The 21,757-nt window shown below is 62.8% G+C and carries 17 protein-coding genes; 12 read left to right on the forward strand and 5 right to left on the reverse strand.

The window, feature by feature from the left end:
- The 3 genes from ACFX5Q_RS14135 to ACFX5Q_RS14145 all read left to right on the forward strand — a co-directional run.
- Nucleotides 1–1,803, forward strand: a 1,803-nt coding sequence (locus ACFX5Q_RS14135; protein WP_404278781.1) for a VCBS domain-containing protein, incomplete at its 5' end; no start/stop codon positions are given.
- A gap of 193 nt (nucleotides 1,804–1,996) precedes the next feature.
- Nucleotides 1,997–3,670, forward strand: a complete 1,674-nt coding sequence (locus ACFX5Q_RS14140; RefSeq protein WP_404278783.1) for a type I secretion system permease/ATPase — start codon at nucleotides 1,997–1,999, stop codon at nucleotides 3,668–3,670.
- Between the two features lie 19 nt (nucleotides 3,671–3,689).
- Nucleotides 3,690–5,027, forward strand: coding sequence for an HlyD family type I secretion periplasmic adaptor subunit (locus tag ACFX5Q_RS14145; RefSeq protein ID WP_404278785.1), 1,338 nt, complete (start codon nucleotides 3,690–3,692; stop codon nucleotides 5,025–5,027).
- A 107-nt stretch (nucleotides 5,028–5,134) separates the two neighbouring features.
- On the opposite strand, the gene ACFX5Q_RS14150 is transcribed toward ACFX5Q_RS14145, so the two are convergent.
- On the reverse strand, nucleotides 5,135–5,254 hold the full coding sequence (locus ACFX5Q_RS14150; RefSeq protein ID WP_404278787.1) for an invasion associated locus B family protein: 120 nt from the start codon (nucleotides 5,252–5,254) through the stop codon (nucleotides 5,135–5,137).
- A gap of 130 nt (nucleotides 5,255–5,384) precedes the next feature.
- Between ACFX5Q_RS14150 and ACFX5Q_RS14155 the strand changes: the two genes are divergently transcribed.
- The 4 genes from ACFX5Q_RS14155 to ACFX5Q_RS14170 all read left to right on the forward strand — a co-directional run bounded on the left by ACFX5Q_RS14155 (nucleotide 5,385) and on the right by ACFX5Q_RS14170 (nucleotide 8,901).
- A complete protein-coding gene (locus ACFX5Q_RS14155) occupies nucleotides 5,385–5,540 on the forward strand; it encodes a hypothetical protein (RefSeq protein WP_404278789.1) in 156 nt (51 codons plus the stop codon).
- A 104-nt stretch (nucleotides 5,541–5,644) separates the two neighbouring features.
- A complete protein-coding gene (locus tag ACFX5Q_RS14160) occupies nucleotides 5,645–6,451 on the forward strand; it encodes a SapC family protein (RefSeq protein ID WP_404278791.1) in 807 nt (268 codons plus the stop codon).
- A 276-nt stretch (nucleotides 6,452–6,727) separates the two neighbouring features.
- Complete coding sequence (locus ACFX5Q_RS14165) at nucleotides 6,728–7,678, forward strand: WecB/TagA/CpsF family glycosyltransferase (protein ID WP_404278793.1); 951 nt, start codon at nucleotides 6,728–6,730, stop codon at nucleotides 7,676–7,678.
- Nucleotides 7,675–8,901: an FAD-dependent oxidoreductase gene (locus ACFX5Q_RS14170; RefSeq protein ID WP_404278795.1), complete on the forward strand. Its 1,227-nt coding sequence runs from the start codon at nucleotides 7,675–7,677 to the stop codon at nucleotides 8,899–8,901. The genes ACFX5Q_RS14165 and ACFX5Q_RS14170 overlap by 4 nt, the downstream gene beginning before the upstream one ends.
- 76 nt (nucleotides 8,902–8,977) lie before the next feature.
- Here the strand turns inward: ACFX5Q_RS14170 and ACFX5Q_RS14175 are convergent, their stop codons facing one another.
- The gene (locus tag ACFX5Q_RS14175; protein WP_404278797.1) at nucleotides 8,978–10,132 is read right to left on the reverse strand and encodes a GNAT family N-acetyltransferase; all 1,155 of its coding nucleotides are present in this window, start codon (nucleotides 10,130–10,132) and stop codon (nucleotides 8,978–8,980) included.
- Between the two features lie 291 nt (nucleotides 10,133–10,423).
- Here ACFX5Q_RS14175 and ACFX5Q_RS14180 point away from each other — a divergent pair, with 291 nt between their 5' ends.
- On the forward strand, nucleotides 10,424–11,902 hold the full coding sequence (locus ACFX5Q_RS14180; RefSeq protein ID WP_404278799.1) for a hypothetical protein: 1,479 nt from the start codon (nucleotides 10,424–10,426) through the stop codon (nucleotides 11,900–11,902).
- On the opposite strand, the gene ACFX5Q_RS14185 is transcribed toward ACFX5Q_RS14180, so the two are convergent.
- Both ACFX5Q_RS14185 and ACFX5Q_RS14190 read right to left on the reverse strand, forming a co-directional pair.
- Nucleotides 11,888–12,982 carry a glycosyltransferase family 4 protein gene (locus ACFX5Q_RS14185; protein ID WP_404278801.1) on the reverse strand — a complete coding sequence of 365 codons (1,095 nt, stop codon included), beginning with the start codon at nucleotides 12,980–12,982 and terminating at the stop codon, nucleotides 11,888–11,890. The genes ACFX5Q_RS14180 and ACFX5Q_RS14185 overlap by 15 nt on opposite strands.
- Nucleotides 12,979–14,322 (reverse strand): lipopolysaccharide biosynthesis protein, encoded by a 1,344-nt coding sequence (locus tag ACFX5Q_RS14190; protein WP_404278803.1) that lies wholly within the window; start codon nucleotides 14,320–14,322, stop codon nucleotides 12,979–12,981. Before ACFX5Q_RS14190 ends, ACFX5Q_RS14185 begins: the two co-directional genes overlap by 4 nt.
- Before the next feature lie 312 nt (nucleotides 14,323–14,634).
- Here ACFX5Q_RS14190 and ACFX5Q_RS14195 point away from each other — a divergent pair, with 312 nt between their 5' ends.
- Genes ACFX5Q_RS14195 through ACFX5Q_RS14205 form a run of 3 tightly spaced genes read left to right on the forward strand, consistent with a single transcriptional unit; the run spans nucleotide 14,635 to nucleotide 19,524 of the window.
- On the forward strand, nucleotides 14,635–16,797 hold the full coding sequence (locus ACFX5Q_RS14195; RefSeq protein WP_404278805.1) for a GumC family protein: 2,163 nt from the start codon (nucleotides 14,635–14,637) through the stop codon (nucleotides 16,795–16,797).
- 3 nt (nucleotides 16,798–16,800) lie between these two features.
- Nucleotides 16,801–17,934, forward strand: a complete 1,134-nt coding sequence (locus ACFX5Q_RS14200; protein WP_404278807.1) for a glycoside hydrolase family 5 protein — start codon at nucleotides 16,801–16,803, stop codon at nucleotides 17,932–17,934.
- 60 nt (nucleotides 17,935–17,994) lie between these two features.
- On the forward strand, nucleotides 17,995–19,524 hold the full coding sequence (locus ACFX5Q_RS14205; protein ID WP_404278809.1) for a hypothetical protein: 1,530 nt from the start codon (nucleotides 17,995–17,997) through the stop codon (nucleotides 19,522–19,524).
- Here the strand turns inward: ACFX5Q_RS14205 and ACFX5Q_RS14210 are convergent.
- Complete coding sequence (locus tag ACFX5Q_RS14210; protein ID WP_404278811.1) at nucleotides 19,439–20,404, reverse strand: hypothetical protein; 966 nt, start codon at nucleotides 20,402–20,404, stop codon at nucleotides 19,439–19,441. The two genes, ACFX5Q_RS14205 and ACFX5Q_RS14210, sit on opposite strands and share 86 nt — an antisense overlap.
- 326 nt (nucleotides 20,405–20,730) lie before the next feature.
- Here ACFX5Q_RS14210 and ftsZ point away from each other — a divergent pair, with 326 nt between their 5' ends.
- Nucleotides 20,731–21,738, forward strand: coding sequence for a cell division protein FtsZ (gene ftsZ / locus ACFX5Q_RS14215; protein WP_192182807.1), 1,008 nt, complete (start codon nucleotides 20,731–20,733; stop codon nucleotides 21,736–21,738).
- Nucleotides 21,739–21,757 lie beyond the last annotated feature (19 nt).

Raw genomic sequence — 21,757 nt, forward strand, 5'->3', positions numbered from 1 at the left:
GGCACCAACGACGCCGCCATCATCGCCGGCACCACCACCGGTGCGGTCGACGAGGACGGCGCCGATGCGCCGGTGACGGCCACCGGCACGGTGACGGCAAGCGATGTCGACAATCCCGACAACGTCTTCCAGCCCGACAGCGGCAACGCCACCTATGGCAGCTTCGCCATCGATGCCGACGGCAACTGGACCTACACGCTCGACGACACCAATCCCACGGTCGATGCCCTCAATGACGGCGATCCGCTCGCCGACAGCTTCACCGTCTTCTCCGAGGACGGCACCAGCCAGGTGATCAGCATCTCCATCACCGGCACCAACGACGCCGCCATCATCGCCGGCACCACCACCGGTGCGGTCGACGAGGACGGCGCCGATGCGCCGGTGACGGCCACCGGCACGGTGACGGCAAGCGATGTCGACAATCCCGACAACGTCTTCCAGCCCGACAGCGGCAACGCCACCTATGGCAGCTTCGCCATCGATGCCGACGGCAACTGGACCTACACGCTCGACGACACCAATCCCACGGTCGATGCCCTCAATGACGGCGATCCGCTCGCCGACAGCTTCACCGTCTTCTCCGAGGACGGCACCAGCCAGGTGATCAGCATCTCCATCACCGGCACCAACGACGCCGCGGTGATCACGGGCACGGCGGCTGGGACGGTCGTCGAAGCGGGCGCTTCCAACGGCGGCGGCACGCCGACCGCGACCGGCGATCTGCTGTCGACCGATGTCGACAATACCACGGACTCGTTCCAGGCCGTCAATTCCGCGACAGCCAGCGCGCTCGGCTACGGAACCTACACCGTGACCGCCGCGGGTGTCTGGACCTATACGCTCGACAACTCGAACCCGACGGTCAACGCGCTCAATGACGGCCAGCCATTGAACGACAGCTTTACCGTCTTCTCCGAGGACGGCACGGCGAAGCTGGTCTCGATAACCATCAATGGCGCTGACGATGGCCCGCCGCGGTTTGCTCCGACGGACATCCAGCTCACGCCAAGCACCACGACGGACAACGTTAGTTTCGGCTCGTTCCAGTTTACAGGAGCACTGACCGCGACCGACCCGGATCTCGGCAGTTTTGTCTACAGCATCACTTCGCAATCGGACGCGGGACTGTTTTCGATCACCGGCAGCACGCTCAGCGCGGCCAATTTGTCGCCAAGCAAGACGGTTTCGGTGACCGTACAGGCTACGCAGGTCGGCGATCCCGCTGGTCCCGCCTACCAGTACAGCGAGACGTTCCAGGTTATCACCGGCAGCAATGGCAATTCGGGCGAAACCTTCAACGATCCTACGAATAACAACGGCGACGACATCCTCTACGGTAATGGCGGGGCGGACCAGATCTTCGGCCTGGCCGGCAATGACACGCTGTTCGGCCAAGGTGGTAACGACACGCTGAATGGCGGCGACGGCAATGACCGGCTCGTTGGCGGCGTCGGTGCCGATTCGCTCGCCGGCGGGGCAGGATCCGACACATTCTACTATGGACCAATCGTCACGGACTCCGCGCCGGGGGGAGGCAATTTCGACACCATCACCGACTTCGTGCATGGGGTCGACAAGATCGACCTGTCCTCAATCGATGCCAGCGGAGCCGCCGGCGACCAGGCCTTCCTGTTCGGAGGGCAGAATGCGGCCACCGTCGCCAACAGCATCACCTGGTCGGAAGTCGGCGGCAACACCATTGTCCGCGCCGACGTGAACGGAAACGCGGGCAACACCGAATTCCAGATCACGCTGACGGGTACCGGGCTCGGACTGACAGCGAGCGACTTCGTGCTTTGAACCCCGGGAAGTGAGCCGCGTTGCGGCTCACTTCCCGTAGCATTTCCTGATCCAGCCTGCGCGTTAAGGTTTACGACAAGAATATCGACGGACTGCGTGGCCGGCTGAAGGATCGGGAGTAGTATCGGCATACAGGTGGACAGGGGGGCGGTTCTCCGCTGGGTATTTGAGTCTCGACAGAAAATCGCAGATCGTGAAGGACGCCCTGCTGGCGTGCCGCCACTATTTCCTGATCGCGGCGGGCTTCAGCCTGGCGATCAACCTGCTCTATCTCGCCTCCCCGCTCTATATGCTGCAGATCTACGACCGGGTGGTGACCAGCGGCAGCGCAACCACGCTGGTGATGCTGACCATCGCATTGCTGGCGGCGTTCCTTGCGCTTGCCGGCCTCGACCTCATGCGCGCCACGATCCTGACGCGCGCCAGCGTGCGCCTCGACCGGCTGCTGGCGGCGAGGATCGTGGCCGCGTCGGTCGAGACCTCGCAGTCGGGCTCCTCGCAGAGCCAGCCGGTGCGTGACTTCGACACGTTCCGGCAGGTCATCACCGGCATGGGCATCAATGCGCTGTTCGACCTTCCCTGGTCGCCCATCTACATCGCCATCATCTTCCTGCTGCACCCCTGGCTCGGCTTCTTTGCGCTCGGCTCGTCCCTGCTGCTCGTCGCCATGGCGGTCATCAACGAGTATCTGGTGCGCGCGCCGCTCAAGCAGGCCAACGATCTGGCGACGGCCAACTACAATTTCACCGAGATGAGCCTGAGGAACTCGGAAGTTATTCGCGCCATGGGCATGATCGACGGCCTCATCCGCCGCTGGGGGCGCGACCGCAGCCTGGCGCTCCGGCGTCAGACGCAAGCCAGCGACCGCGCCGCCCTGATGTCGGGGGTGATCCGGTTCCTGCGCCTGACCATGCAGTCGCTGATCCTCGGCCTCGGCGCCTATCTGGTGATCGAACGGCAGACCACGGCCGGTTCTATGTTCGCGGCCAGCATATTGCTGGGCAAAGGCCTGCAGCCCGTCGAACAGATCGTCGGCCTCTGGCGCAACCTGGTCCTGGCGCGGGCGGCGCTGACCAGGGTTCACAAACTGATCGACGGCGGTGCACAGAGCGAAAGATCGTTCAACCTGCCCAAGCCCACCGGCAAGATTTCGGTCGAGCAGGTCAGCTTTGCCATACCCAGCCAGCAGAAGGTGCTTCTGCGAGACGTATCGTTCCGGCTGGAGGCAGGCGAGGCGCTGGGGATCGTCGGCCCCTCGGGTGCCGGCAAGTCGACGCTGGCCCGTCACCTCGCCGGCGTCATGCAGCCCAGCCGCGGCACCGTCAGGCTGGACGGCGCCGATCTGTCGCATTGGGGGCGCGACGCGCTCGGCGACCACGTCGGCTACCTGCCGCAGGACATCGAGCTGTTTTCCGACACCGTCGCCGCCAACATCGGACGCTTCAAGACCAATGTCGACCAGGAAGTGATCGAGGCCGCGCGGCTCGCCGGCGTGCACGACATGATCATCCGCCTGCCGCAAGGCTACGAGACGCAGATCGGCGAAGGCGGCGCCGTGCTGTCGGGAGGATACCGGCAGCGGATCGCGCTTGCCCGAGCTGTGTTCGGCACGCCGAACCTCATCGTTCTCGATGAGCCGAGCTCCAATCTCGACGCCGATGGCGACCGTGCGCTGAGCGAGTGCGCGATCGAGCTCAAGCGTCGCGGCAGCACGGTGATCATCGTTTCGCATCGGCCGTCGACGCTGGCAAATGTCGACAAGATCCTGCTGTTGCGGGACGGCGCCGTCGAAGCTTTCGGCATGAGGAACGAGATCGTGGCACGGCTCAATCAGCGTGCGACTTCAATTGCGGTGGCAACCCAATGACCTGCCTGAGGAGTGACCGTTGAGCGACAGCGCCCTCATTTACAGAAGCCTGCCCGGCGAAGCCGGCATCCCGGCCCCGGATTCCATCCGGGTGCCGGCCTATATCGGCCTGTTGATCATCATCGCCTTCTTCGGCGTCTTCGGCGGCTGGGCCGCCTTTGCCCCGCTGAACGGCGCCGTGCTGGCCGATGCGGTCGTCAAGGTGGAAGGCAATCGCAAGAGCGTTCAGCACTTCGACGGTGGAACGGTAAAGGAAATCCGGATCAAGGACGGCGACATCGTCAAGACGGGCCAGGTCATGCTGGTCCTCGACGACACCAGGATCCGTTCCGAGTTCAACCTCTACGCCCAGCAATATGCGCTCCTGCGCGCCACCGACGCCAGGATCAAGGCCGAGCTTGATGGCAGCGGGGCAGTTGCCTTTCCGCAGGACATCCTCAAGGAGCACGTGCCTTATCTCAAGGATGCCATGGCAAACCAGATCGCCGATCTGGAAAGCCAGCGCGCCTCGATGGCCGGCGCCAGGCAGATCCTGCAGCGGCGGATTGCCGAGCTTGATGAGCAGATCCAGGGCAAGCAGGCTCGCGTCGAATCGTACCGGGCCCAGCTGCAATCGACGATCGATGAAAAGGTCAGCCTGTCCAAGCTCCTCAAGGCCGGCTTGACGACACGGCCGCGCATTCTGGAATTGGACAGATCAGCCTCCGGTCTGCAGGGCCTGATCGACGAGAATCTGGGGGCAATCGCCGGCAGCCGTCAGTCGAAGGCCGAGCTGGAAAGCCAGATCGCCCAGTTGACCAACGAGCGCCGGGCCAAGCTTTCCGCCATGCTGATCGACACGCAATCGGGCCTGGCAGACCTCGTGCCCAAGATGTTCGCCGCCCAGGCCGCCATGGACCGTGCCGAAGTCCGCTCGCCCTATGATGGCCAGGTGATGGATCTCAGCGTCTTTTCGATCGGTGCGATCGTCGCTCCGGGCCAGACGATTCTCGACATCGTGCCGACGCAGAATTCGCTGATCGTCCAGGCGCAGGTTCGCGTCGAGGACATATCAAACCTGCGCTCCGACATGACGGCCGAAGTTCGCTTCACCTCCTACAATCAGCGTTCGATACCGATCATCCATGGACGCGTCACCCGCATTTCGGCGGATCGCATCACCGACGCCAAGACCGGCTTCCCTTACTATGTCGCCGACATCGCGGTCGATCCGGCCGAACTGGCCGCGGCACCGCAGATCGCACTTTATCCTGGCATGCCGGCTTCGGTGATGATCGTCACCGAGGAGCGCACCGCCCTCGACTACATATTGGGCCCGCTGCTCACCTCGTTTCACTCCGCCTTCCGTCAGAAATAGAACCTTGCCCGCGCTGTCGTTCGTGGAGGCCAAGCAGTGGCCCTTCCCGGTCGGCTTGAGGCCAGCGGCACGCTGGTGGCAGCCCCCGAAGCAGAGGCTCTTCGCGGCTATTTGATTGCTTCGAGCTTGTCGATCGCCCCCGTGAAGCCGGACAGTGAAACCGGAATGGTCACCGGCTTGCGCGTCACCGATTTCATGCCGATGTTGAGATTGGTCCCCGCCTTCATCGCCGTGATGAGAGTTCCGGCGTCAGCGGGACGGCGGCGTAGGCGCCATTCTGGTCGCTGGTCTGGATGGCAACCGTTGCCTTCTGTCCGGTGTCGATCTGGTAGGAGGCGCCGGAGGGCAGGAACAGCCATGTGGCAGCGCCAGCAGCACGGCCAGGCCGCCATTGGTTTTCTCGCGACGGACGGTCATGGTGAGCACCCGCTGGCCCGTCTTGGATTCGGTGAGTTTCTGCGAAACCTGGCACTGCAGATCGGTAAACCCGCATTACTTCGATTTTATGCATGATCCTTTGCCAACTGAAGTTTCAGCGAAACAAACGATTTTCGATTTTCGGTATCATGCGTTAATTGAGCCAACGCGATCGGATGGCGGCAAAAGGGAGACGGACGATGGCTGACAGCGACACAAAAACGGCACCGGCAGCGGAAAACGCGGCGGGCGCCGCCTCGCCGCTGTTCTACTCCAGGCCGGAAGCGCTCAACCCGATAAGGCACGGCTCGCTGGGGCTGGCCGCGCGGGCCGACTTTGGCTTCGCCCGCTCGGCGCACGCGATTCCGGTGGTGGCGTCGGAGATGCCGGCGGCGATGCGCTCCTATCCCATCGTCTTCATCGGCGCCGCCAAGGCACCGGTGATCATCACCGGCCTGCGCCAGAACGAGAACCTGTTCGTCGATGCCGACGGCAAATGGACCGAACCGCATTATGTTCCGGCCAATGTCCGCCGCTATCCTTTCGTTCTCGCAGACGAGACGACGACGACCGGTCGTCTGACACTGTGCGTCGACCGGGCGAGCCAGCGCGTCGTCGACCAACTGCTGGCGCCGTTCCGTGAGGACGGCGGCAAGATCGCTCCATTCTTCAACGGGACCGAGGCAGCGGACGCGACGAAACAGGCGCTGACCTTCTGCAACCAATTCCAGGTCGACTTCAACGCGACCCGCGCCATGATTGATAAGGTCGATGCGCACGGACTGTTCGCGCCACGCCAGAGCAAGGTGACGCTGGAGGGCGGCGAGGTGCTCAACCTCACCGATTTCCGGGTGATCGACGAGCCGGCCTTCAACAAATTGAGCGACGAGGCCTTTCTCGACCTCAGGAAATCAGGAGCGCTGGGGCTGGTCTACTGTCACCTCGCCTCCTCCAACAGCTGGACGTCGTTGGTCTACCAGGCCTCGATAAGCGGCCAGCGCCGCTGAAGCTGGCCGATATCGAGTCAGGTGAGACGCACCGGACAGCTTGTTGTCCTTGTAGACATCACGGAAATAGCCGCAGAACAGACAGTGCCGCTGCCACTTGGGCGGCGGTCATTGGAAAATTGGCCCAGATCTTCCCACCCATTTTGATCTTTAAACTTTTAGACAAGATTTACATATTAACTAATTATTAATCTATCGCTTAACTTTCCGATTTTTTTACTTATGGTGCCAAGCAAGGGGGTAGTTTGGATATACTGGGGATGGGGCAGTTTTTCTATGCGCAAAATTTCAGAGACCTCTCCAAGGGATCTTGGAAGAGATGAGGCCACGATCAGTGGATCGGGGCCTCCCGGTTCCGCGCAAGCCGCGACGTCCGCAACCCAGTCTCCCCGTTCGCATCGTCAACTTTCAGCCGGGCTCGCAAGCGCGGCTGATATCGCTCAGCAGGAAGCCGTTGCTTTCCAGGCGAGCCTTCTCGCCCTTCCAACCGTGCAGCTTGGTGGGTTACCGATCACGGTGATCGACCGGCCAAAAGCCGCGCGCTTGATGATCGCGGCGGCACGGCGGCATATCCGCAGCAGCCGTCCCTATTATTTCACCTCCGCCAATGGCGATGTCATCGCCCAAGCTCGCGCGAATGTGGACGTAGCCGTGCTTTTCAGCGAAGCCGACCAGATCTTCGCCGATGGCCAGCCGCTGGTCTTCGCCTCACGCTTGCTGTGCAGAACGCATCTGCCGGAGCGGGTAGCCACCACTGACCTCTTTCACGACGTGGCCAAGCTTGCCGAACAGGAAGGCACGACCTTCTACCTGCTGGGGTCGACAGAGGCCGAGAACAACAAGGCCGTTGCGAGTGTCAAAGCCAGATACCCCGGCCTGCGCATCGTCGGGCACTGCCACGGCTTCCTTGCCGGCCAGGCGCTTGAAAAGAAGCTCGACGAGATCAACGCACTTGCGCCCGACATTTTGTGGCTGGGCCTCGGTGTTCCGCGCGAGCAGATCTTCGTCCGCGACTTTGCATCGCGACTCCAGAATGTCGGGGTGATCAAGACGTCGGGCGGGCTTTTCGACCATATCGCCGGCAAGGTCCGGCGCGCGCCCCTGTGGGTACAGAAGGCCGGATTCGAGTGGCTGTGGCGCGCGCTGATGGAGCCGCGCCGGCTTTTCTGGCGCTATTTCACCACAAGTCCCCAGGCCATCTACGCCATATTGAGGTATTCCAGATGACAGCAGAGCGTCTCCACCGTCCGCTGCCTGCCGGAACCGACACGGAGGTCGTCATAGTCGGCGGCGGGCTTTCCGGCACTCTGGCGGCAAACGTGCTCGGGCGGTCCGGTTATCACGTCACGCTGATCGACCGCCATCAGGTTTTTCCGCGCGAATTCCGCGTCGAGAAGATCGCCGGCGACCAGATCGAAAAACTGCGCCGGATCGGCCTTCTGGACGGGCTTTCCGCAGCGGCCGTGGCATTCGACGAAATCGTCAACATTCGCAAGGGGCGCCTGCTCGACCGCACGAACGCCCGGCACTACGGCATTTTCTACGATGACCTCGTCGCCGCAATGCGGGCCGAACTGCCCGACACCGTGCGCTTCATCGCTGGTCGGGTGAGCGGACTGGAGGCAGGCCCGGAACGCCAGCGTGTGTCGATCCTCGGACACGGCGACGTGACGGCGCGGCTTCTCGTTTTGGCCACCGGCATGGGTGACATTCTGCGCCGCGACCTTGGCATCGAGCGCAAGTTCGTCCACCAGCGGCAGTCGCTGACCTTCGGCTTCAATCTTCGCCCGGTGGGAGCAAGCGCCTTCCGGCACCCCGCCCTCACCTATTACGGCGAACGGGTTTCCGACGGCATCGACTATTTGAACCTGTTCCCCGCCGCCGAAGTCACCCGCGCCAATCTCTTCGTTTTCCGCGAGCATCGCGACCCTTGGGTCAAGGCGCTGCGCGACAATCCCAGGCAAACGCTCATCGAAACGCTCCCGGGTCTGGTCAAGGCATTCGGCGATTTCGAAGTGATCGACCGGGTCGAGAGCTGGCTCACCGACATCACCGTCGCCGAGAACTGCGTGCGCGACGGCGCCGTCCTGATCGGCGATGCCTACCAGACATCCTGTCCGGCCGCAGGGACGGGCGTCAGCCGGCTGCTCACCGATGTCGAGCGCCTATGCACGGTGCATGTGCCGCAATGGCTGGCCTCACCCGGCATGGCCGCCGCAAAGATCGCGACCTTCTACGCCGATCCGGTAAAGCAGGCGATGGACGAGCATGGTCTCCAGCTGGCGCATTTTCGCCGCAGCCTGACCATCGACACCGACCTGCGCTGGCGCGCGCGCCGGCAAATTCACTTCAGCCGCCGCCGCATCATGCACGAGATCGACAATCTAAGCCCCGCTTTCGCCGCCAGGCTGCGCAACCTCAGAAAGCCCGCGGTCGAACCCGTGGCGTGATCGCAGGCCAATCAGCCGATCTGTCGCACAAACTGCGCAGTGGTTTTGGGAGGCGCGCCTTGGGCTCGTTCCGACCTCAAGGCCCAGCCACTTCGTCGGTGGAGGCTGGCGACGTCACCACATGACCAGCGGCGGCCTTCTTCCCGTGCGAACCGAGCACGCGCCGCGCCAGCGCTTTGGCCGCCGGCAATTTCTCGACCGTCAGATGCGCCGCCAGGCCGAGCGGGCTGCCGGCTCGGAAGATCTGCCACATAGGCGATGGCCGGCCGCCGAAGATGCGCTTGTAGGGCTCGTCGCCGATGGTGAAATCGAGGGAATGGTCGCCGCGCTCGATACAGTCGCGGGCGATCTGTTCGAACATCAGGCTGCCGATCGACTGCTTCCTGTAGCCGGCCTCGTCGAACCCGCCCAGAATGACAAGCAGCGAGCCGCGGTGCTCAAGGCCAAGCGCGCCGGCGATCGCCCGATCGTTCATCCAGAAAGTGTAGGTGCGAGCAAAACCGCCGCACCCTTCGGTCGCCACAGCCAGATAGAAATCGAAATAGGACGGCAATTGCAGCAGGTCGGCGGGGCCGTTGCTGCCATCGAAACGCTTGCCGCGATAGACTTTGAGCGCATCGAAAGTCGTGCGGATGGCAGCGACGTTGTCAGCGCATGCGAAGCGCGCCTCTCCTATTCGGCCAAGCTGCCGGGATTTCTTGTCGAGCTCCTTGCGGTAGGACTGGTCGAGCTGGTGCTCGCGCCAGGCGGCGAATGTCGGCTCCAGCTTGCTGGAGTAAGCGCTCATGCCCATGCTTTCGCGCTTGTCGATGCCAAGGAGCCGCTCGATCGCCAATGAGCGGTCCGCCAGTTTGCCGATGCGCAGGAGATCGTAAGGCTTCAGATGCCTTCGGATCGCGGCAACGGCTCGACTGTCCGCCACGATGCGCGAGAAGGTCTCCTCGTCGGCGACTGGCGATACGTAGTCGGAAACGCGCATGTCGGCGAATTCGACCACTTTGAGCAATGTGTACCGGCGCCTGACCAGGGGCAAAACCATCGCGAGCTTTCCACCCGCACCGTTTCGCACGACGATGACAAGTGGCGTGGCAGCGCCTTGCCGTACGATCCTCTCATAGAGCTGGCTCAGCCATATGGGATGTTGAAAAGCCGTCGCCGCCGAACTGGCGAAGAGTTCGGCATATTCCTTCGAACGGAAATCGAACGAATCCTCGGCAGTGACTTCAAACATGTGATCCGAACCGGCTGGGCCTGATCTATCGACGACGTCTTGCGTTCCGCGTCAAGGCGAATCGCAAGGATTGTTAGAAACTTGGTATATGCGAAAGATCGATCCATGGTTGCAAATCTGTCTTAGAATGCGCCCTCCGTGGCAGGTTCGAGATGGGTCGGTCGACAGTTTATTTTCTCGTGAATCACGCAGTCGGACTTTGAACGTAACTCCAATGTAAGCTTTTTCGGTCAAATCATTTCTTTTCAAGTGTCTGGAACCCGAGCACCATTACAGCCGGACGGGAATGACATGCTGTCGATCGAGGTGATTGTTCCGCAATCGAGCCCCCGCCTGTGGCAGAAGGTCGCCATAGAGCGGCTTCAGGCGGACGGCCATGATGTGGCTGTGCGCCATCAGCCCGGAGCAGCAAACTGGCCGATGGCGGCAAAAGCCACCTTTGCCTTTGAACAGCGCCTGTTTCGACGGCGCCGCCCCAACCTTGCCGCCTCGCCGCATGAGATCGAGGCACGAAGCGGGCACCGGTCCGCCGCGCTAAGACTGGACCTCGCCGGCCACGCTGCCCCATCGGATGTCCCGACCGTTGGCCTCCTGTTCGACGGATCCGCATCTGATCTCTCGGCGGCAATCGCGGTCGCGGCCGGAAGGCTGCCTTTGATCGAAGCCGTCCTCGACAAGAAGACGCTGGTGGGCTGGGCACGGCCGATGGTGGACAAGCGGGAATCGGCGGCACTCGGCACCGAGGACGTGCTTGCCCGCGCCATCACCTTGCTCGTCTCGGTGGTTCGGGCATTTGCTGAAGGCCGGCTTGTCAATAACGAACGCATGTCTGAAGTCCGCGGTGGCGGCACGGCGATGCAGTTCGTGTCAGCCTATCTGGGCTCGGCGCTGCCGCGGCTTGGCCGGGAGATCATCCGGCGCATAGGTTTCCGTCATGCGCATTGGCGCGTCGGCTACCGCTTTACCGATGCGCCAGGCATCGCGAATACGGCCGGGCTTGGCCCCGGCTGGTCGGTCCTGCCCGACCCGGGCGACCACTTCTATGCCGATCCGTTCCCGTTCCAGTGGCAGGGCCGGTCGTTCCTCTTCGTCGAGGACTATCCCCATGCGACCGGCAAGGCCGTCATCTCCGTCGTCCCGTTTGACGCAGCCGGCGCTCCCGAGGCGCCACGCGTCGTTCTGGAAGAGCCGCACCACCTCTCCTATCCGCAGGTGTTCGAGCGCGACGGCGAGATCTGGATGCTTCCCGAGGCGAGCGCCAGCGGCAGGCTCACGCTCTACCGTGCCTCGGCCTTCCCGGACCGCTGGATCGCCGAGACCGTGCTGGTCGAAGGCGAGATTTCCGACGCGACGCTGCTCGAGCATGGCGGGCTGCTTTGGCTGTTCGCCACCGATCGCGATGGCTATGGCAGCACCTCCGACACGCTGGTGGTTTTCTGCGCTCCCGCACTCGCCGGTCCGTGGAAACCCCACCCTATGAACCCTGTCATGATCGACCATCGCATGGCTCGTCCAGGTGGTGCTTTCGTTCGCATCGATGAGGGCCATGTGTTGCTCCCGGTCCAGGACGGAACGCTCGGCTATGGCGGCGGGCTCGGCCTATGCGAATTGTTGGAACTCGACCAGCAGACGGTGCGGCTTTCGGCGCCCCGGCCGATCGACACGGATGGCGACTGGCCCTATCCGAAAATCCACACGCTCAATCGATCGGGCGCGTTGGAAGCGATCGACGGCATAGCGGCGGTGCGAAGACGTTCAGGAAAGAAGTAGCGCCTCGTAGCCCGCGCACATCCTGGCCGGCGCGTATTTGTCCTTGAGCCGCCGCCCTGCCGCTGAAAGCCTGGCCATGATTTCCGGCCCGGCCATCAAGTCGGCCAGCCCCTTGGCCATGCCGGTGGCGTCGTCCTCGACGAAGATCGCCGCGGTCTCGCCATCCTCGGTAGCAAGCACCTCCCGCATGACGGCGAGGTCGTTCGCCACGACAGGCAAACCGCAAACTGCCGCTTCGACGCAGGCAAGACCGAAGGTCTCGTTCAACGACGGAAACGCGTAGATGTCGCCTGCCGCCAGGAACTCGAAAATACGCGACGGGGGGACTTCGCCGACCAGATGCAGCCGGTCCGCCACATCCCGGCTTTTGGCCAAGGCGACAAGCGTGTCGCGCTCCGGCCCGACACCGGCAATCGCGACATGGATATCAGGCAGCTGATCGAGCGCCCCAACGAGCGCAATCTGGTTCTTCTGTTGCGTCAGCCGGCCGGACGAGACGGCGAGCCATGCATTCCGAGGCAAGCCAAAGGAAGCGCGTGCCGCCGCCTTGTCGAAGTTTTCAGGCGGCGCGGCAACGCCATGATCGATGCGCCGCAAGCGCCGCCGATAGGCTTGCGGATAGTGACTGAATTGCGCTTCCGTCCAGGCCGAGTTGACGACATTCGTCCGGTAGAGGCCAACCACGCCCATCAGCCTGTCGATCTGGGAGAGGACCCCCATCACCCCTTTGCTGTGCGGCGAACCGCTCTGGTTGGCGATGATCCGGGTTACGCCCGCCAGGCGGGCGCCGATCGTGCCGAAGATGTTGCCGTAGTGCTGATAGGTGATGACGGCATCCGGCCGCGACTTGCGCAGATAGGTCGCGAGACCAATGGCAGCCCGGATCTGCCCAGGCAATCCCTTTGGACTCTCGCTGAGGATGAAATCCGCATAAGGATCGGCATCGAAGGCGTCCGTCTTGCGGTACATGAAGACGGTGCGCACCTCGTGCCCGCGCGCCCGCAAGCCTTCGCCCACCATGTCGGAAATACGCTGCGCGCCCGCGGCCTCCGCTTGGGTCTGTACCTGAATGAGCTTCACGTACGACCTTTCAGCATCACACCAGGAACGGGCGCAGCTCTTGCCATCGTGAAGCCGAAGACAGATGGATTTATGCCTATCCTGCGCCGTGCGATCGACACGGCAATGGCGGTCCAGGCGATGACCGTTCCGGCGATGCTGACTGCCGCGCCAATGGGTCCAAAGAGATACGTCGTCACCGCCGTCGCGCCGAGCCCCAGTATGTTGACGACAACCAGAACCTTGAACAGCGCATGCTGCAGGCCGGTCAACTGCAGGAGGATCTCGATCGGGCCACAAGCCGTGGCAAAGGTTGCGCCTATGCCGAAGATGACGAGTGTTGCCCGCATGGTGGGCGTGTCGTAGGTCGGATTGAACATGGACAGGATAAAGCCGCCGAAAATCCAGAACGCTGCAAGCACGCAGAGTGCAATGGCAAAGCTGCCAAGCGCGGCGAGATTGGTGATGCGCTGAACATGCGCCCTGTCGCCGCTGTAGAAGGCGCTTGAAATCTGTGGCGCGAGCGCCTGATTGATTCCATTGAGCGCAAGCGCCACGAACCGCGTGGTCCGATCGGCGACGAAGATCGCGCCGGCCGCCTCAGGTCCCAGGATCACCGCCACAAGCAGCGTGCTCACCTGGCCGAGCGCCGGCGGCAGCGAGGTGACGCCCCACAGGCCAAGCGTCACGATCTTGAATTCCCTCTTTTGCCCCTCGGTGAGTGGGCCGCGATTGGCGCGCGCCGTGTCGCGCACGAGAAGCAGCGTCTGCGGAACAACCGAAAGGATGAGCAGCAAGGCAGTCAGATAGGTCGCCGCGACTGCGCTCATCTCGATATGCATGAAATGGCAAGCGGCAATGGCGGCAATCGTGCCCGCACGCCAGATGATGTCGCGCGGCAACAGGCCGGATATGAGCTTGTTCTTGGCGCGGAAAGCGCCGGACGTGAATTCCGACCAGCCGAGTGCGAACGACAGGACCGCAGCCGCCACGCACAGCGAAAGCCATTCCGGCGTGCCTTTCCCGATGAACGGCAAGAATCCGACCATGAGAATGAGCAGGCTGGAGCCAACGAGCCCGGTAAGCGCGACGAGAATGGCGCGGGCCATCATGCCATGGGCCGAACTGTGGTCACTGAGCCCGACATATTGCGGCCAGAATCTCAGCACGGTGCTCTGCTGACCCACCGAAGCGAAGAAAGAGACGAGGCTGGCGCCGGCATAGGCTGCGCTGTAGAGGCCGAACTGCCTTCCGTCCATGACCATCGCCACGGCCACGAACATCAGGAAGGACAGACCGGCGCTGGCGAGCTTGATCACGCCCGCCACGGCGCCGTTCCTGGCGAGCGTAGCGATAGACATGCGCATATCGTCGGCTGCAGGACGGGTGTCGGCGCCTGGTATCGCGCTGCGATTGCTTATATTTTCATCCAACTTCGGCCCCTGTGGCGTTCGGCGATGCCCTACCCCCGCGGCAGGCGAGCCGACGCTGAAACCTGTCTCTCAATAGAGCAAAAGCCTGCGATCGCGCCAGCGCGAACGCTCCGCATGGTTACCGTCACCAGTTTGTTAATTTGAGCATCGGGCGCGGTAACCTTAACGGAAGACTAACGATAATTCTGAATACTGGCGGTGTAGAGTAAGGCCGGAAGGCGCGCTCTGCAGAGGAAACCGATGACGCCAGCCAGAACCGACGATCGCACGCTTCCACCTTTGTTCGACATAGGACCGCTATGGGCAGTCCTGTGGGGGCGACGCGTCATGGTGCTTGCCATCGCCGGCGCGGCGCTGCTGCTAGCACTGCTTTATCTTGCCATGACGAGCCCGAGCTACACGGCGACCGCCTCGATATTGATCGACCCGCGCGATTCGCGCGCGACCAATTTCAATGACGTTCTTCCCGGGATCGGCGCCGACAGCGCCGCCATCGCAAGCCAGGTCTTCGTCATCGAATCGCAGGACTTGCTGGAAGAAGTGTTCGACAAAGAGGGGCTTCAAAACGATCCGGAATTTTCAGGCATAGGCCTGGTCTCGCGTGTCTTGTCGATGTTTGGAGCGGGCCGCGGCCCCTCACCGGACGCGGCCTTCAAGCGCTTTCAAAAAGCGGTATCGGTGGACCGTGAAGGACTGACCTATGTCATCAATGTCTCCTTCACGTCGCCATCGCCGGACAAGGCCGCGCGCATCGCCAACGCCATCGTCAATCGCTACAGAACGGGCCTCGCCGGAGAACGCGAAACCGCCAACAGCGACGTGAATTCTCTCCTCAATGACAGGATCAAGGGTCTTCAGAAGGACGTCAGCGACGCCGAGCGCGCGGTCGAGGATTTCAAGTCGGAGCACGAGATCCTGGGGTCGGCAGATGGCGGCACGTTGCAGTCGCAGCTCGACCAACTGACGGCGCAGCTGATAACCGCACAGGGCGACGCCGATCAGGCGCGGGACCGATACAATCAGGCGCTGGCCGCAGGCACCTCGCCGGCCGGCCTGGCCAAGCTGGCGGAAATCCTTTTCTCCAATTCCGCCGTCAAATTGCGCGACGACTATAACCAGCGCGCGGCAGAGCTCGCCAATCTCGAAACCATGTATGGGCCTCGTCATCCGGCCATTGCGCGGCTCAGGTCGGAGCTCGATCGCATGAACCGGCTGATGGCCGCCGAGGCGGAGCGGATAAGACAGCAGCTGAAGGCCAGCTACGATCTCGCCGCCCAGAATGTGGCGAAGCTGCAGGCCAAGCTCGAGGCCCTGCGCCAGCAGTCCACGAACTCGAATATCGCACAGGTGCAACTGCGGCAACTGGACTCTAAGGCCCAGGCCGCCCGCACCGTGCTCGACGATTTCCTGAAACGCGCGCAGGAAACGTCGCAGATGCAAGGCGTCCAGACATCCGAGGCGCGCACGATCAGCGCCGCCTCCGCGCCGCTGCAGCCGACCTGGCCGAAGCCCGCCCTGCTCCTGCCGGTCAGCGCCTTTCTGGGCCTCATCGCCGGATGCGGTATCGCCATCGCGCTGGGGCCGGTCCGCAAGCCGGAGGATGACCCGCGAAGCCCTCGCGAAGCGGTGCCGCAGGCGACCCAGCCAAAAGAGCCGAAAAAGGACGGCGCACCTGCCATGTCTCGTCCATTGCCAGCCAATTTCGGCGAGTACCGCCTGCCGGGGGTCGCCGGCGGTGCGGCGCATTCAAGCATCAAGGTGCTGAGGAAGTCACTGTTTCAAGCCGGCAGCGACGCGCTTTCGCTGGGCGTGCTGAAGCTTATGCGGCAAATACTCCTGCGCCTTAGCGACCACCCCAAACCCTTCGTGCTTCTGGTCTCCTCCACGCGCAGCAATGTCGACGCAAGGCTTGCGGGCGCGATGGTCGGGATTGGTCTCCAGCAAGCCGAGCAGAATGTGCTTGTGGTTGAAATCGGAGGCCAGCCGCACCGTGCTGGCTACGGACCCGGCCTGTTCATCGATGGCGCGAGCGGCCTGCGCACCGTCGTATGCAGTCCGGCCGTGGAGAAGGGGGCAGAATTCCGGGATCGCAACACCTTGCGCGGCATTCTGGCCGAAGCCGGGGGCGCATTCGATTTCGTGCTCGTGATTGCCCCATCCCTTGGTGAGAACGGTTGGGATCGGGAGATCTTTGCAAGAGCCGATCTGATGCTTTTCGCGCTAAGCCCATCCGAGTCTGCGTCGGGGACCGCCGCCCTGCTCGAGCAGCATCTCGGCGCCGGCCAGATCGAACGCAGCGCCACTCTTGTGATCGACAGCGCACAGCCCGCCGGCGCAAAGGCAATGCCCGATGTCGCGTCTGGGGCCGGCGGATTGCGCCGCAGTTCCCTCGCAAGGAGTTGATCCATGCGGGCGGTTGAGCTGGTATCGCCGCTGACAGTGTCACGGCGGCATGCGCTTGCACTTGCTGGCGGGGCTTTGCTTACGACCCTCCCCTTCTCCGTCTCGACCGCGCTGCCGGCAACGGCCGCTCGCCCCGTTCCTTCGCGTGGCTTCAATCTTCCCGGATGGTTCGAACGCGAAGCAGGAACCGCTCCCGCCACGGCGACGCTGCAAAAGCTGCGGCAGTCCGGGTTCGAAACAATCCGCCTGCCGGTGAACGGCGATCTTGTCTCGGCAGGCGACCGGGCGGTGCTCCGCCGCATCCGCGACGGGGTCGCAGAGCTTGTCGGGCTGGCCTTCGCCGTTCTGGTGGACATGCATCCGTCCGGCGATCTTCGTGCGGCTTTCGAGCATGATCCGGCAAATGCGGCCAGGCGGGTGGTCCTGGCCTGGACGGCCCTGCGCGCCGTCATCGCCGACCTGCCGACGAATTCGGTCTACCCGGAACTGTTGAACGAGCCGCCGATGGAGCGCGCCGCATGGCTTGAGCTGCGCCAACAGCTCGCCGAGACGTTGCGGGCCAAATGTCCGCTCCACACGCTGGTCTGGGGCCCGGCACGCTTCCAGGGCATATGGGAAATAGCCGACACGCCGCCCTTGGTCGACGACAGGCAGATTGCAGCCATCCACTACTACGCGCCCATGGCGTTCACCCATCAATGCGAGAACTGGGATACATCGCCGCTCGCCCGCATCGCCAACCTGCCCTTTCCCGCGACAATGGACATGCCGCAGGTGCGCGCGCTTGTCTCCAGATTGCGGGCTGCGGGCGACGAAGAGGCTGCCTCCCTGGTGGAGAAGGAATTGTCAGATCCTTGGACAGAGGCGCGGATCGCTGCGGACTTTGCCAAGCTCGGACGCTGGTCCAGTGCCCATGACTGCCCGGTCATCCTGAACGAGTTCGGCGTGCTCAATTTCTGCGTGGATCCAGCAAGCCGCGCGGCCTGGACCCGTGCCGTGCGCAAGGCGGCCGAGGCGAACCACATCGGCTGGGCTCATTGGGAGCTCGATCAGGGTTTTGGCTTTATCGCCAGCAGGCAAAGCACCGAGGGGTTCGATCCTCAGATGATTGCCGCCCTGCTGGGAGACGGCGACTGAAATGGACAACAGACGTCAAGGCTGCAGGCTGGCGCAGGCGAGGATCAAAGCGGACCGGCAATGAGCATCACAGGGACATATCCGCATGCCGGGCTAAGCGCGCGGGCTCCGGACGCATCGAGCGCCGAGGCCCTGCTGCATGTCTCGATGGCGCTCATCGTCGTTGCGCTCGGCGTTTCGGCCTTTGCGGTGTGGACGCCGTTCGGGATTGTCGCGACGTTCATACTGACGCTGATCGTTTCGAACGCGGTGCCGGCGGGCATTCCTGTCGTGATCATCTGCGCCTTTCTCTACCAGAACATGATGGTGGCGTGGTACACGCCTTACATACCCGACAACGATACGTTCGACGCGCTGCGCGGTACGAACTTCATCATCCTGATGACCGCCTTCTGCATCTTCCTGGCGGCGTCGTTTCAGCACCGCGTGCGCGCCTTGCCCGAATTGCGCGCCTGGCTGCTGCTGAGCATCGTGCTGTGCGGGACGATCTGTTTCTATTTCGCCCTGGGGGTCGTGCATGGCGGTCCCAAGGACGCGGTCGTCTACTTCCGCAACACGATCACGCCCCTCGCCTGCTTCCACATCGCGGTCCTGGCGGCCAGCCTCTATCCCATCGACCTGCGCAAGAGCATGCTCTGGCTCGGCAGTGGCGCGGTCATCTACGGCTATGTGGAACTGACCTTCACGATGAACTTCCTCGGCCTCTTTCATGGCGACCTCTACATCGAACGCAACATCGCGCGGCAGATCGAGACCGGCGTGTGGGAGAAGGCGCTCAAGGAAACCGGCTTCGTTTTCCGCGGGCTTGAGGACGTGATGACGACGACCTTCTTCAACACGCCGTTCTTCAACGACATCCTGCCCAGCGTCTTTCGTATAGGCGGTCCGAACTTTCATTCGATCAGCTATGCCTATGCGCTGAGCATCATATCGGCCTGGCTGCTCTTCAGGGGTCGCTGGCTGCTGCCCATCGCCGCTCTGCCGCTGCTGCTTGTCATCGGCTCCAAGGGCGCGACATTCATGCTGCTCGTCGCGCTCTGCGTACGGCTGTTCCATAGCCCTTCCCGCACCGGCCTGACGCTTTCCGGTGTCGTCGCCCTGGCCTTGGTCTGGACAACCGCGGCAATTGCCTATGGCGCCACGCATGGCGACTATCACGTGCTCGGCCTGGCGGCGGGCATACGCGACTTCTTGGCCAACCCGCTTGGCCAGGGACTGGGGCTGGGCGGCAATCTGTCGAGCACCAGCATCAATCTCAGCTGGTCGACCGCCCAGGCGGAAGGCGCCGCGTCGATCCCGGTCGAAAGCGCCGTCGGCGTCATGCTGTACCAGATGGGAATTGGCAGCCTGGTTTTCTTCGGCTTCCTGGCAGCGCTCGCCGTGGCGGCGCGGCGGCAGCTGATCGAAACCGGCGACCTGAATTTCCTGTTTGGTTTCGTCGGCATTGTCACCATCTCGGCCAATGCCGTGTTGCAGGAAGAGGCATTCTACTCGCCTCTCGCTCTCAGTTTCTGCCTGCTGCTCGTCGGTGTCTCGCTGGGAACGCGCTGGCGTGAGATGGCGGCGGCAAGGGCCGGGCTGCAAGGCTAACTTTCAGGGACCGAATATCACCAGTTCGGTGAACGTCAGGTCGCCGGGCGAAGGCGGTTTTCGGCCCTTTGAAGTACTTCAGCCCCTTCCTCGGAAAATACCGGCCGAGCAGACCCGGGACAGGCTCATTGGCGTCGACGAGGCAAAGCAGGGTTCCGCGTCGCAGGATGAAGCGCCCCATCGCGCCGGCGCAGCGGCTCAGATCCGTGAGAGATCGGCAATAGACTATCTGCGAGCAAGGGACGAGACCGTGCAATATCCGGCGCGACCTCAGCACCAACGGAAAGGCCATTTCGTCGCGAATGCCGATCAGCGAGAGACCACCCAGCGCGGCATGCTCCAGGAGTATATATCTCTCGCTATCGGACAGCATCGCCATTTCGGCGAGGTCAGAGCGGACTTCGAGCACGCGGCATGACGGTTGCGCCGGGCTCAAGGCGGGCAGGAAGGCGAACTGGCCGCTGGCAAACAGGCGAAATCCGAGCGCCTTGTTGGCGTTCAAGGTCGAGGGTGCCGGCGAAATGTTCGTGTAGGTCACGTCCCTGCGTTTGAGAACCGGCCAGATCAGCTTCATGGCATAGGGACGGAACGCTGCGTCCACGGACCAGCTTGAAATGTTGCAGCGGATTTCGCCACCTTGGTAGCGGGCATAGAGGGTGAGCACGACCCCCACGATCCGCCCGGATGTCTCCAAGGCAAAGCCGTAGCGCGGGAAATCGTCAACCGCGGGCCGCTGCGACAAACGGGTCAGCGCGTGCTTCCAGTAGTTTCGGCTGCGCATCGGAAAGCCCCTGCGCAGGCAATCGACCACTTTGTCCCAATCACTTTCCTGGATTGGGCGACACTTAAGGTCGGGAGGGGGCGCGCCAAGTACGGCCATAATCAACTCAAGAATACTGCCAAGTTAATTAGATATATTTCACCCCGAAGCCATAATAGTATATAACCATTAACAATCCCTGCCCCCTTTCGGGAAAAAATCACCCATCCGCCCCTCAAACGCCGACCGGCCGCCCCGCCGGCCATCGGCCCGTCGGATCGATCAGGCTCCTCAAGAGGCACATCGGACTTGCGGTGGTGTCCAGCCTCTGATTCCCTGTCTCATGGCCATCGGGTTCTGATTCGCCCACCAGCAAGTTTTTGTCCCGTGCCGCCAATAGATATCTGTCGACCCCTGCGCCGGGTCCGTTCCAGGAGAAACGGCAAATGAACACCGCGACAAGGCCCGTAATCTCCGAGATGCGGCCGAAAATAACCGTCGTCGGCGTCGGCGGTGGCGGCGGCAACGCGGTCAACAACATGATTGCCGAGGGCCTGCAGGGCGCCGAGTTCATCGTCGCCAACACCGACGCCCAGGCCCTCACCATGTCGAAGTCGTCGAGGTTGATCCAGTTGGGAGCCCATATCACCGAAGGCCTGGGCGCCGGCTCCCTGCCCGAGGTCGGCCGCGCGGCAGCCGAAGAATCGATCGACGAGATCATGGATCACCTTGCCGGAACGCATATGTGCTTCGTGACCGCGGGCATGGGCGGTGGAACCGGAACGGGTGCGGCGCCGATCATAGCGCATGCCGCGCGCAAGGCCGGCATCCTGACCGTCGCCGTCGTCACCAAGCCTTTCACCTTCGAGGGAAAGCGCCGCATGCAATCGGCGGAAGAAGGCATTGAGCGGCTTCGCGAGTGCGCCGACACGGTGATCGTCATTCCGAACCAGAACCTGTTCCGGATCGCCGATGCCAAGACGACCTTCGCCGACGCTTTCGCCATGGCCGATCGCGTCCTCTATGCGGGCGTCGGCTGCATCACCGACCTCATCGTCAAGGAAGGGCTGATCAACCTCGACTTCGCCGATGTGAAATCAGTGATGCGCGACATGGGCCGCGCCATGATGGGAACCGGCGAAGCCGCCGGAGAAGACCGCGCCAAGAAGGCCGCCGAAGCGGCAATCGCCAACCCGCTTCTCGACGAAGCCTCCATGATCGGCGCCAAGGGCGTCCTGGTCTCGATCTCGGGCGGCATGGACATGACGCTGTTCGAAGTCGACGAAGCCGCCACCCGCATCCGCGAGGAGGTCGACGCCGACGCCGACATAATCGTCGGCGCCATATTCGACCGGGCGCTGGCTGGAAAATTCCGGGTCTCGGTCGTCGCCACGGGCCTGCGCCACGGGCTTGAGATACCGTCCTTTGCGGGATCGGAAATCCATACGAACTGAACGTGGCTCGTAGTCTTTA

Origin of the sequence: Mesorhizobium sp. IMUNJ 23033 (genome assembly GCF_044778005.1) — a bacterium.
Taxonomy (GTDB): domain Bacteria; phylum Pseudomonadota; class Alphaproteobacteria; order Rhizobiales; family Rhizobiaceae; genus Mesorhizobium; species Mesorhizobium amorphae_A.